Raw genomic sequence first — 13,410 nt, 5'->3', positions numbered from 1 at the left:
GGCGCCGGCCGCTGGCGCTGGCCTTGGCCACCGCAGCGGGCCGTGGCGCCCGGGCCGTATCCGTCATCTCCCGAAGAAAGCGCGGGCGTGGCGCTGGCTTCGCTGACATTGCCGGGCATCGAGTTCACGCCTTCGGCGGATGCAGCCACGCCTGTGTCGAGCAGCCAGATGCGGGTGTCACTCCGCTACGACTTGCCGGTGCTCGACGAGCTGTTCGCAGATTCCAAGGCGCCGGAGCCGAAGGTGCCGATTTCCGGTGACGCGAAATCGCAAGCCGGATCGTCCGATGCGGCGCCCGAGAGCCCGAAAAGGATCGACACACCGCCAACGGCACTCGATCTGGCGCGGCTATCCGGCGTGTGGTTCGAAAACGCACGACGATTGGCGCGCGCACGGACCGAAGGCGATCGCGTCGTGCTTCGTGAATTGCAAGATCAAGACCACAAGCCCGTTGTTGAACTTTGGCATCGGTTAAGCGGCGTAACCGATGGCATCGTTCGCGGTATCGCAGAGCCGTATGTCTGGAAGCCGCCGACATTCGGTTTCAGTGCTCTGCCTCCGGCACCAAACGTTGACGTCCATCTCGGCGCTTATATCCTTGGTAACACTTGGCAGTATGGACCCGCGGCGCTGGCTGGCCTGCCCGACACTAACTTCACAATTCCCACGACCGGCAATGAACTGAAGCCCTCGACGGCGCCCGGTCCCGGCCAGATCGAGGTGAAGGGCTTCGCAGCATCTTCTTTCCCCGTCGCCTTCACGTCACCCGGTTCAGCGACGCCCGTGACCCAGCCCAACCATCTGCAAGACGCGCGTGGCTTGTCGCTCGCGTTGGTTCCGGATCTGACTTCGCCTCTTCAAACTAGCCGGACCGCGGCGCTGCGTGCGGCGCCCGACGACCTGGCCCTGGTGCTGGCAACGTTGCGCAAGCCGGTCAAAGTCATGGTCGGTGACGTCGGTTGCAGTTTCTGGTTCCGTGACCTGCCGCTCAAGACGGACGCCGGCCAGCTGACCTTCGATACCTCCGGTGGTCTTGAAACCGGACTCGGGCCCGATCCCGCCGCCATCAATCGCAACCGGGTCACACGCACGGTGTACGAATGGGGTTTCTTCGGTCCGCAAGAAGAGAGACCGCCGGGGGGGAAATCGTGGAACCAGAAAAAACCAAAGCGCGGTCGGTTTGAGTTCGACTTGGCTGGTCCTTTGTCCGCCCGACCGTTACGTCTGCTCAGTGTTGACATCGCTTCCGCTGGCGGTGTGCTGCAGTTCGAATTGCTGGCTTCCGTGCAATACAAGTCGCCTCCTTCCGACGACAATGACACCGCGCCGTTCGCCGCCGAAGCGATCTATGCGACCGGCAATCTTGTGCGGCTGACGTTTGGGCCCGGATCGATGCCGGACGGTAGTCTCGCCCTGACCAAGATGATTCGGATCGAAATCAAGGATCCTTCGGATCCGACCATGGTCTCCGACCCGTTCGTTCCGCCGTCCAAGGTTGATCCAAAACCCGGCGACAAACCGAAGTCGGTTTCTCTGGTGTCGGATGTTGAGGTACATCACGGGCCCAATCAGGCTGCCTCGAAGACCTCGAAAACACGCTTGAGCCTCGATTTCCATTTCACCCGGGACGTCCAGAACAGTAAACCCGACATCGCGTCCGCCAACCTTCGTGTGCGTCTGTTCGGACAGGACTGCAATCTCGACACCACTGATGCGGGCTTCAATCCGCCCGGATTGACCGCGTCATTCAGCGCTTCGCCGGTAGAAGGCATCCTGAACCTCAAGAAGATGGAACTGATCTGGCCGGAGCGCGGCGGTCCGATGCTTTATCTCGCCGACGGCGACCTCACCGTTCCGCTACGCAACGCGAATAGCCCGCCAGTTTTCAAGCGCAACTTTACCAACGGTACGCTGCAATGGCTTGGCCTCGGATCTCGCCCCGCCGATGGGGCGGAATCGATCGATCACGAAACCGGGGTGGTCACGATCGAAGTCAAGGACAAGATCGCCGGCCCGGTCGACGGGCAGCAACCTCCGATGCTTTTCCGCGGCTTCCATCTGCCGGCCGGGACGTTGCAGGGGGTGGTGGCCGTCGTATTCCCGAAAGGACATGCCGTCGAAGGCCAGAAATGGCCGACATGGCCAACCCCTGCGCTCGGCTCGGCCTTGGTCGAATTCGCGTTTGACGCCGATACGTCGACATCGCCGCAACGGATCACCGCCATCCGGCATCGTCACAGCGGCGCCGCGGCAGTTGACGGCAACCCGGTGCGCTGGACCTCGCGGTTGTTGTTCGACGCCGCATTTGCGGCGCCGGGCCTCGACATCAGTTCGGTTTCGTGGCCCGTCGGCTACGCGACGCCGAGCCGCGTCTCGTTCGATCCCGATTCCTCCGTGCCGGGGGACTGGCCGGCAACGCTGACCATGCGTGGCAGCGGCGACCCGCTTGCAAAGCTGATGCTCGCGCACAAGGTACAACCGCGGCTTTGCGCACATGAATTGCCGACGGACATCCTTGTTGCCAACGGGAACGCCGTGCTCCTTGGCAGGTCGTGGTCGTTCCGAGCTGTCGTCGATCACACATTGACACCCGTGAAGGGAGCGTGGCCGGGTGCGCCAGCCACGCTGGCGAACACTCCGCTGATATGGACGTCAATCGATGAAGTCATTATGTTCGACATGCACGGGCTCATTGCGGCGGCAAATCTGCAGCCGGATCCGGCGCGAGATCGATACGCATTCCTCGCGCGCTACAAGGACTCCGCGCTGGACGCCGATGTCCGCATAGCCGGCGTGGTTCGCCGCGCGCTTGCTGATGCAGGCTTCCCCGTTGAATATGTCATGCAGGCGCTGAAAGGGACCGTCGCACCGGACTCGCTCGTTCTCACCGGCGCTGCACTGACCGAAGTCGTGACGTCGCTGGAAACGCCGAACCGAGGCGTCGTGCTTGTCCCCCAATGGATCCTGCCATGGTCGCCCCTGTCCAGTTCTCCGGGGGGAGACGCGAACGGCGAGGCCGCCCTTGGTGCGCTGAAAGCCTGTCCGCAAACCCACACCGACAACGGCGATCGCGTTTACAATATTGCTCTGTATGACGCGACAGCCGGCACGCCACGGTCGCTGGAGGGACCGCCGCCCAGTTCGTGTGCGGTTCAGGACGGAACGCAAAGTCTGCTTGAAACACTGATGTCTTCCATCGTGGGCGGCGGCAAGGCCCGCGCGATGGTCGCCGTCGATCAGGCCATGCTAGTGCCAAAGACCGCGGCCGTTCCCCCGCTGTCCCGGCCGCTTTTCCCGCGCACGCTGCTGGCGTTGAGTGCGGTGGCGGAAGCCTACGGCAAGGCGCTGAGCAGCAATCCCGTGCCACCATTTGTCCGGCGGATCAGTTGCTTGACGGCACGGGAGGTACCCCTTGACGGTGTCCGTGCTTCTGGCGAGGTCAGGTTTACGGTGACGGCATGGCCCCCGAATTCGCCGCCCCTCGATCCTGCCGCGCCGGCGGTGACACTTATCGTGACCGACGCAGCATCGGTGCAAAATGACTTTCTTCCCGCCGCGCTTGCCGCCACGCTGGTCGATTCCGCCAGCAACCAGGTGGTCCTTGACGGCAAGCAACGCGCCGATGCGTCGATGCGCGCATTCGGGTTGAGCGCGAATCCGCGGGTTCTGATACTCGCCAGCGTCGACAGCAGCTACTTGACGATTCACGATCCTAAATCGTCTCGCGATCCGGATTCGCCGTCGCGGATTCCGCCACCGCACGTTTCGTGGCTGGTTACGCAGCCCGCGATGCCGCTCATGAAGGAGCAGCGGCCGCACGTTTTGCGAAGACTGTCCGATACGATCTATGCCTCGCCGGCACTGGGTTGGCCGCTGGTTACCCGTGCCGATGACACCGCGAAAGCGCAGGTCAGTCTTGGCGAGGAAGAAGTTCGCCGCAACGAGCAGCACGCCTGGGCGGGGCGCGTGCGGGGCTTGGCATGGCCAGCAATCGCATGGAACCGCAGCGCGATTGCGGATGACGAGATCCAGCACGACCCGACCGGCGCTCCTGACCAGACTGTTGAAGGCGGCTATCTCCCGGCCGATGCCGCAGAAATGCGCGAGAGCGCCTTCATCACGGCCGGACAACGGGTTGCATTCCGTCGCCGTGCCGCAAAGAGTCTGCGCGCCCCACCCGACCGGCATTCCGTGCTGGCTCCTCCGCGAGCCCGCGCGCCGACCATTGACGCGATCGCCGCGGCGTTCGGTCAGGCTCGAAATCCGCTGCCTGAAGCCGCCAAATCGGCGGACCGTGCCGGTCTCGCGCCGATGCTTCCGGGCGCGATCGAAGCCACTGTCACCGGACAACGGCCTGGTGTCATGCTCTCGCAGTTTGAGGGCGTACTGCTGACATCGTTCATGGTGCCGTTCGACAAGGATTTCAGCCGGTTCGGTCGCCCGGCCTGGCGTGGACCCCTAACCCTACGCCAGGTTCGAGCCCCGCGATCATCGGCGCTCCCCGAAATCTCCGACCTGGCGATCCGGCGCAAGACTTACCTCTCGATGGACGAGATCGATGGCGCGAAGAATCTGAAAGCCTTCAAGGTTGTCGCGGGGCCGGCGCAAGTCGTACGCTTCGATCGCCACCTGACAGGCGATACGCGGAGCCCACATGCCGTGACGATCCGCGTGGAGAATCCAGATCACGGGCGTCTTTCGGCCGATTGGGACGGAAGACTCCGCCTGATCGCAACCGTGCCAACTGATCTGACCGGGCCCGATCCCGCCGCTCACGTCGCACTGGCACGGATCGGCCTCCTGCCTTCACAGACCGAGAAGCGGCGTCCACGGGTTGAGCTCAGGGTTGGGGACATCATTGTCGTATTCACCCAAATGATTTGGGCACCGCTTCCTTCAAGCGGACCCAGACCAACACGCTTGATGATCGATTTCATCGTCGAGGGACCGGCGCGTGACGCGGCGCAGGCAGCCGTCGCGCAGGCGCTTCGCGATTCCTCGGCAGACACACCGGTACGGATAACGATCCGCGGCACGCGGCCCAATCAGGCGAATGAAGGCGATCCGTCGATAAATGGATCCGGCTCTGCACAGCTTGAAACCGGAACCGTCAATCAGCTTCTGCCCGGTCCGCCGCATGTTCTGGTTTTCGACCTGCCGCACATCCCGAGCCGGCAGCGATGGCTGCCAGTCAAGACGTTCACGCTGGCGTTCGGCGATCCGGCCTATGATCGCGAACTCGGCGGCCCAACGTCCAGCAATCAGGTCGGTATCGGAGACGTACCGCACGTCCTTGCGGTCGATCGGGCCGAATATGATCCTGCCGCGACGATCCATTTGGCGTTCTGGAAGCGGCAAAAAGGCCTCAACACGAAGGTCGAAAAGCCTGCGGGCTCCTGGGCGTTGATCGTTCAGGTCGTGCCGGGCGACGGCGGACCGTCGCGATCACTGCAAATCGCGGCGACCGAGGCCAAACCCTCGAACCCCAAATTCCCTGGTTCGCGTTATGTCGTGGAAGGTTGCGAAATCTATGCGATTCCGCTCTCCGCGCTGCGAGAGCCCGTTGATCCGAAAAGCCCGTCGGCCGACGTGCCCGCAAAATTGAAGGCGGGTGACCGGTTGCAGGTCACGGTGAACAACGAAGCAGCCGACAAAGAACAACTGACACTTAATGTCGGCGTCATTGCCCAACCGGTGCTACCACCGCCGGCCGCCACGTATGGGCTCGCAACCCTGCAACGTGTGGACGCTGCCGTCGGCACAACGCTGTTTGCGACGGCGCCACTGCCCCAAGCGATCGAGTATCCCGATCTGCTCAGCGACTTGGTCGCAGGTCACGTTCGCCGGCGCGGAATGTTTCTCTGGCCGTTTGCCGGCAACGGACCGGCAGGAGCGGATTCGGGTCACGCGTTCGGATTTCTCGTCAAGGTGGATCGAACAGGCGGCGGCCAGCTGCCTTCGGCCAAGGCTGACTTCGAGAAATCCGAGAGCTGATCGGAAGGATGGCCGGCGTGCCGATTCGAATACCATCGCATGCCTGCGTACGTCTTCTACGTCGTCGTAAATGACATTGCTTCGATCTGTTTTTTAACTGAGCACATAACGAGGTAAAATGACATACGATCGTACCAAGGCGCTCGCGTACGCCCGCAAGTATTGGACGAAGTCATGCTCTGATGGATACATCGGCGTTCGCGAAGCAACTCCTTACGTTAAGGTTCCGAACGGGACCATCTTCGTCCGCACTGACACTAACGAAACAGCGCGCCGACCAGATGGGATGGAGATCGACAATGTCGATGATTGCGCCCACTTTCTCTCATGCTGCCTTGGACATGAGGCAAACGAGGCCGGCGGCGGACTGCCAATACGCCGGGATTTCCCGTCTGCGATCTATGGGGTCATCAGCGCCCGTCGATTGTTCAGCACACTGACCGAGGACGGATTGATCGAAACAATACTCGAAAAGGCAAATCACACGCAAACTGCGAACAAGCTTTCTCAACTCGCCGCCGGAGATTTGATCTTTTATTGGGATCCATCGGCGAATGCATATGGTCATTCCGCGATGTATCTCGCTGATGCAAAGAAACGAATTGCATGTCATACGCGATGCCGATGCGATCAAACCAACGAAACCGGCCAGGAATGGGATAGCGTCGCTATTACCAATGTCAGCTACACGCTAGCGCGAGTGCGTGACACGGCGCCTCTGGTTGCATAGCGTTCCGTAGACCGGCTGCCCTCGGTTCACTCGTAGCGCCCGCAGGCTCCGGAATACGATAAGCATGTGTTCAGCAGAGGGCGTGCATGATAAGGTCCACAACTACCGCGATGGCCGTTGGTCGGGTAGGACTGGCCGGCTTTCGTCGGAGATCCGGGGATAGACAATGGGACGGCTACGAATTCTCGCGCTTCTTCCAGTTGTGTATTGCTCATCAATCGTTTCGCTCCGCGCGCAGGACGAGCAATGCCGAACGAGCCCAGAACCGCAGTGCCAGTGTGCGTGCCGTGAGGTACGGTCGATCGCATCGTTCGCGCCGCGAGGGACGTGCCGGATCATCGAACCGGGCGGCGGCGCATGCCAGCTTCGCTGGTTCGATGCTGCGCGCGGCAACGACGAAAAGCTCACTGATCCGAATCGAGCCGGGGCAACGCAGCGTCAATTTCTGGATCGCGTGCGCAGCGGCAGCCTGTCGGTCAGAACAAGGGACACAGCATATCTCCGCGTCGATTTTCTTGAAGAGAAAGTGAAGAGCAGCGACATCAAATTGCCGCCTGAGCCAACGCCCTTGGAGACAGCCGCCGCCTATCTCGCCATCGATCCGAACAAGCTCGAGCCAGAACCGCTCCTCATCAGCCTTCTGATCTTGTTGGGACCAGCCGTGTCGGGCCAGGCAGGCGACGCCGTGGCAGCGGCGCTGGTGGACTACCTTGCCAACAACCCCAAGATGATTCTTGCCCGCTTTCAGGCCGAAAAACCAGAGGTCATTTCGGACAAGGCTGGTTCCTTTGAGTTCGTCGACATGAGCGCACGCGGCTGTCTCGAGTTAGTGGTCCGCGGCGAGAAACCCGTCACGTTAATGGTCAAGTCTCCCAGAGCCGTAGGACGCACCCGATGCCGCGAATAGGGTTCCTGGTCTTCATGCTTCTCCTCACCTCGATAGGCTCCGCGGCCGCGATCGGGGTCGAAACCATTCGTAAACATCCTCAAGGCGCGGATGTCGCCTTGGTCTTCGTCCATGGGCTTGGAGGCGGTCCTTGCTCGACCTTCGAAAGCAGCACCACGAATGCCGATGCTGCCGAACGATCCTTCGAATGCCCGCGCTACGAGCCTGGGAAGCGAACGGTGAACGGAAAGCCAGCACTGAGCTGGTTCACAATTTTCGAGCGGGACCACGCGGCAGCACTGCCCGGCGGCAGGACGCTCGGCGATATCGACTTGTATACGGTTAGCTATATGGATGCGGCGCCCGCAACGATTTCTGCGACCGAGATCGGTGAATCGCTCGTACGCAATCCGGAGTTCCTTCGGATTTTGGACGAATACAACAACGTCCTTTTTGTAGCCCATAGCATGGGCGGTATTGTTCTGAGACGCGCCATTGTCCGTCTCCAGTTGAATGGCGAGCAAGCTCGTCTCGACCGGATCGTGGGCCTCGGCCTTCTCGGGTCACCCTCTGAAGGTGCACCGCTCGCTGATTTCGTCAAGACGTGGGGTTGTTGGATTCCAGCCATCTTGCGCAAAGTTTGCTGGGGTGAATACGTCGCGCAATGGTATGGCGCGGGCTGGCACCAGATTACGGACCTGCAAACGCTGGAAGGACACAATCATCTCCTGGCTGGGTTGCAGACGGACTGGGGCTCGGTAATCAAGGCGCGCCAGGGAAAACCCTTTGTCGTATCGTGCGCGTACGAAACGGTCGCAGAGATCCCGGCACTCAAGTTGACTGTCGTCGAGCGCATATATACCCATACCGCCGGATGCTTCGAGCAGGAGCCAATCACTCAGAGCCACATGGCCTTGGCCAAACCGATCGACATTGAAGACAACCGGCATCAGTGGTTACGCCGAACAATCGTTGAGGCGCTCCAGCGTGTCGAGAACTTCAAACTGCGCAACTGGTCGCAGAACGACCCTCTCGGTGCGCTCATCGACCAGATCAATCTCGAGGCCGGACAGCCGCGTCCGTCAGGTGCCTTGGGAGAAACCGTGCGGGTGCGGCCCGAATCCGAGGCAGAAGTCAATGCGCTTCGCCTGAAACCGGACAACCGCGACTATGGCGGTCCGACGTGGGGAGCCCTTTTGAAGTCAATCGCCCGTTATAATTCCTGTTTGAAGGTGCAGTCCGACCGTCAGCGACGAGAGCACGAGGTATGGACCAAAGGCGCAATGGCGTGCCCGAACTCAATCGAAGCAAAGCGCATCTACGCTTGCGATCTACGCTTTTGTTCTTGAGAACAAGCTATCTGGCACGTGCAAGCGAAGCGCTGCAAAAGCATCCCATTCTTGGCCGCGTACGAACTAGCAGGACCCGTCTGAGCGCCGCCAGCACAGACAAACCGAATTCCTGTTTCGAGTTCAGACTTTGCGCTACACCGTGGTCCATCGGCGCGCTCTGCCTGCCCATAATTGCAACGCATGAGGCAGCCGCTCCTCCGCAAACTCCTATTCGTTCGACTTCACTCCATCGATCTCGAAATAGTGCTCGAGGTTAGAGACCAGATGTGGAACACGTTCGGCGGCCGCTGGTGGAGCACGCTGTACGCGGCAGCCTTCGAGGGTGAACGTCAGACTTTCATCCGCTTCGATTACGGCTGACAGCAACCGGCCTACGCAACTCAGATTCAATTGAGCCAGATCGATGCGCGGTGTCAATGCTTCGCCGTCTAGTGCTGAGTAAAGCCGAATCTTGCTACCGACCTGCGCAATTAGTATTCGGCTTCCAGATCGCGCCGTTAGCTCAGCAACTGTATCGCCTAGGTCTAGCTGTTGTACGCTCCACCGAAGAGGGATCGACGCATCCGGGAGCACCTGACGTTTTACAAACCAGCTCGAGATCGTCCCGGCGGCCTGATCAAACCAACTCGTCGGCGTTGGAACGTCGAGGGCGATTAGCGTGTCCGGCATCATGGAGAGGACGAACGCGCCGCCCGTGAACACCAACCTGGGCCGAGCCGCATCATTCTTGTTGGCCGAACCGCGTTCGTGAGTGAGCACGCCGTCATAGGGCGCTTCAAACGTGCGCCGACCAGTCAATTTCACCTCATCAGCTTCGAGGCGATAGGCGGACACCTCTGCGGCGCCCGGATATCCTTCCACGTCGGAGATCACCATCACCGCGTGCCGTTCGCTATCGACCGCGGCGGCAAAAACAGTTCCAGGTGGAATGTCATTGGGCGCGAGCTGCGTGCCACTCGCAAGTTCTACGATTGTAAACCCGCCTGGATTCGTCTCAGTCCTCGCGTCGCCGAGGACTGCGAGATCTCCTGCAGCGGACTTCCATATGCTGCCCCCACCTTCGGACGCAAACGGGTAGATCCCGCATCTACCGACCCGCCGCTCGTCTATCATCTCACAAATCACACGACCGTACATCCATTGTCCGACTGCGATAGCTGTCGCTAAATATTGTTTCCCTTTGCTTCCGGAGAATATCTGAGGGCATCCCATATCTTGGATGTCTGACTTAGCCTGCTCAAGCGACGTGCTGGTCCCTTTGATGAGGCTCATGGACGTCAAGTCAAGCGACGTCATGTCTTTTACTACCCGCGTATCGGTACCCAGATTGTGGTCGGGCGTGCAGGCATCTTCGGCTGCCTCATTCTCCATTGTCGGGGCTTGCACTATCTGGAACAGTTTCTGCTCGGGAACCGATCGAGGGAATTGCAGCCTGGATATTCCGAGAACCTCTAGAGTCGTTCCGCAGTCCTGGTGTAGATCATCAGAATAGGATTTCGACGTATCCTCATGTCGCGGCACCGTGCGTCTCTCGATAGCATCCTCGAACAGGTAGCTCAGTGGTGCAATTGAGATTGTCTTTTTTGCATCGTTATCTTCATCGTCGAACCATGCCAAGTTCTGGCAGTTCGAATGAAAGCGGAGATCAATATCCTCCCTTATCGCCGATGTCCGGGCTGTTCGGCGCGCAAGGTCAATACCTACGTAGTATGTCGTACTGTCGTCTCCTTCGATTTCCCTCACGGCAAATTCGATGAGAATGCGGTTCCGGTCGGCACGCAAGGGTCGCACGACAAATTCTCGGCTCGCGCGACCATCGTGGTTGATAGGAACGCGCATCAGAACCGTGGCACGCTTTAGATCAAACACGATGAACTCGATCTGACGTTGCTGCCGCTCCTGCTCAACGACCTCGACTACTTTCTCGGTGATAAGGACCGATACTCCAGCGTCGGAGTGTCGAAACTGAAAGAGCGGCGGCGGAACGTCGAGCCGCAGAAACCTATCCCCCTTGAGGTAGATTCCACCGGACCACCGGAAGATGCTTCCCGCTGGAACTGTAGCAAGAACCTCGTTCGCGGTGAGCAGGCGTTGCAAGCCGAACCTCGCGACATCGGACATTCGGGCCACGTCCCTTTCGGTAGTGAATGTCCCTGCATTGATCAGACGAGCGAGGGACGCCACGGCATCCGACACGAGCCGGTCGCTACCCACTTGTCCGGCGGCGGCCTGATATTGGCGCCGTCCCTCTTCAAGCGCCGTCTCACGTCGCGGTTGAACGTATCCGAAGAAAACTAAAATGGCGATCAGTCCAAAATACAGTCCACCCTTCAATGGATCCGCAATCCGCATGAATGCATGTAAAACGCCTTGCAGAGTCCCGCCTAGCGATAGCGCGCCGGCCGGCTTCGGAGCTTGAGCAAGAGCGGCGATGGGTACCCACCATTCGCGCATAAACGAATCCGGATCGTTCCCGACAGGGCGGAAGTAATGGCTGTGACCGCCTGCGAAGTACCTGTTGACAATGAAGTCGTCGGTGAATCCGTAGAAGCCGACCCGTCCGGCCATACCAGTTAACAGTACCAGCATTTGGCTCAGCACTAGAATTCCGTCGTTCGTTCCGCAATCATTGACCACCAACTTCAACTTTCCAGTCGCACGCAAGCGACGCCAGTTGAAATTGGATCGAAGGACGCTTCCGGAAAGGATCAGTGCTGGGATGACAGGTAATTCGTCAGGCTTGATGCCGCGGAGGGCGTGAGCCACAAGGTGCGTTCCGAAAGAGTGACAAACTATCGTGATCGGACTTCCTGGATTTTCCCGGATAATCTCACGAAGCCGGTTGCGGAAAGATCGGACAGCCAGCCAGCGAAAAATCGGAATCAGGAAGGCGATAACGCTAAAGTAGCCGTAACGGTACGATTTGACGTCGATGTTCGGATTTGCGTCCTGAACGAGGCTCTTAAGCCGCTCTTGCCATTCCCCAAACGTTCGAATCCCATGGACCGTTATGAGAATTGTTCGGCTCGCGGACATGTTCGCTCGCTAGAAAAATTCAGCCATTATGGCAGCATCTACCGTCACTACGGCGAACCAGGCGACGAAGTTTGTGTCAGAGGCTCTAGCAGTCATTTGCTGCAATGCTAGGAAAGTAGCATCGTAATACAATGCTAGTAGAAGTGGAAGAGCGGATCGCTCGAAAATCCGTGAAAGAATCTGATCTGAGGTATCAAATGACCTCGGAAGCCAACTTGCGGCTTCTCTATCAGATATGCCGGACTGAAAGTCCGGACAGGCTAGACTGGGGGCGAACCAAGTTGCAATGGCAATGCGTCTCGTCGGCACTACCATTGCGGGCATCTGGCACCCACACGACCCAAGGCGGGTAAAATTGACGCGAAGTGCATGCAGCGAGGCTTCAAGAAAGAGACCTCGACCGGCCCCCCCTTGCTCGACTCGCCCTCTGAAGTAGATGATGTCGTAATTTGCTCCGCTGCCCTGAATATTTCTCGTACGATCGACATCGGATCCTTCTGTTAGATCGGTCAGACCTGTGTCGTCGTCTCCGGTCAGATCAGCCTCAACGGTCTTCAGAAGCTTCGCCCGCCGTCACGACGTCACTCACATTTTTAACTGCTGATGATGCTTCGCTTTTTCAGATGTCCCGGTCCAATCCAGCATGGGCCAGGCTCACACCCCGACATGCAGTGTTCCGAACGATCGGGGCTAGCCAAGTTCGATCCCGATTCACTAACCGCACCAGTTTCGCACCAGAAACGACCTCAACAAAACGCAACGAACGCGATCAAACTCAAACGAAAAAGCAGCAAAATCAACGAAGCCGATCGATATCCTGCCGCATCCTGCCGCTCATAACGGTCTGGTTGCAGGTTCGAGTCCTGCCGGGCCCACCAGTATTTTCAAGGAGGGCTTGGCCCGCCCGTTCGCGCTTCGTCTTTTCGTCAACCAACGAAACAACCAATCCTACGTTCTTGCTCGGTGCCGAATGCGTTCCGATAGCGTTCGCTGCGGTACGCAGGGCGGGCCGGGTGGTGATGACCATAGGTTTCGCGAAGCGTCATTTCGCTCATACCCAAGAAGCCCGCGGCTTCCCACATCGGTGCCGCTCGCTGCATCAGCCAAGTTGCGGCGGTATAGCCGGTAGGTGAGACGTGGACAGTCCGACCGCGGGCGAATTGGCTAGGGGTGGGCCTCAAGCAGTTCTTTGCGGCCGATCTGAGCGCCGTCGATCCCGGCATGGCTGACGCTGATTGGTGAGGTTATGCGCTTTTGAGATGGCTCGGGTACTACGACGGCGGATGCGGCCCGCAAGATCGTCGGGCATGCCAGCAAGGAAAAACCTGCCAGCAGGTGTCTACGGGTCAGCATGCGCAGGTGTCTTGCTGAGATTAGCTAGTACCCGGAATCAGAGCTGAGTGATACGGCGG

Annotated in this window: 5 protein-coding genes; 4 read left to right on the top strand and 1 reads right to left on the bottom strand. The window is 59.4% G+C overall.

Features of this window, described 5'->3' with window-relative positions:
- Positions 1 to 87: 87 nt before the first annotated feature.
- From IC66_RS0132560 to IC66_RS0132550, 4 genes are all read left to right on the top strand, one after another.
- Positions 88 to 5,994 carry a hypothetical protein gene (locus tag IC66_RS0132560; protein ID WP_244429203.1) on the top strand — a complete coding sequence of 1,969 codons (5,907 nt, stop codon included), beginning with the start codon at positions 88 to 90 and terminating at the stop codon, positions 5,992 to 5,994.
- Positions 5,995 to 6,112: 118 nt separating this feature from the next.
- Positions 6,113 to 6,724, top strand: a complete 612-nt coding sequence (locus IC66_RS43815) for an amidase domain-containing protein (protein ID WP_011084384.1) — start codon at positions 6,113 to 6,115, stop codon at positions 6,722 to 6,724.
- Between the two features lie 166 nt (positions 6,725 to 6,890).
- A complete protein-coding gene (locus IC66_RS48530; protein WP_225895087.1) occupies positions 6,891 to 7,631 on the top strand; it encodes a hypothetical protein in 741 nt (246 codons plus the stop codon).
- Positions 7,632 to 7,645: 14 nt separating this feature from the next.
- Positions 7,646 to 8,959, top strand: a complete 1,314-nt coding sequence (locus IC66_RS0132550; RefSeq protein WP_161170733.1) for a hypothetical protein — start codon at positions 7,646 to 7,648, stop codon at positions 8,957 to 8,959.
- A gap of 210 nt (positions 8,960 to 9,169) precedes the next feature.
- On the opposite strand, the gene IC66_RS0132545 is transcribed toward IC66_RS0132550, so the two are convergent.
- Entirely contained in the window at positions 9,170 to 11,998 is a 2,829-nt protein-coding gene (locus IC66_RS0132545; protein ID WP_038950465.1) for a hypothetical protein, read from the bottom strand.
- Positions 11,999 to 13,410: the final 1,412 nt, after the last annotated feature.

Origin of the sequence: Bradyrhizobium genomosp. III, assembly GCF_000261705.1 — a bacterium.
In the GTDB taxonomy this organism is placed as follows: domain Bacteria; phylum Pseudomonadota; class Alphaproteobacteria; order Rhizobiales; family Xanthobacteraceae; genus Bradyrhizobium; species Bradyrhizobium ottawaense.
This window is presented reverse-complemented; position numbering and strand designations above follow the sequence as displayed.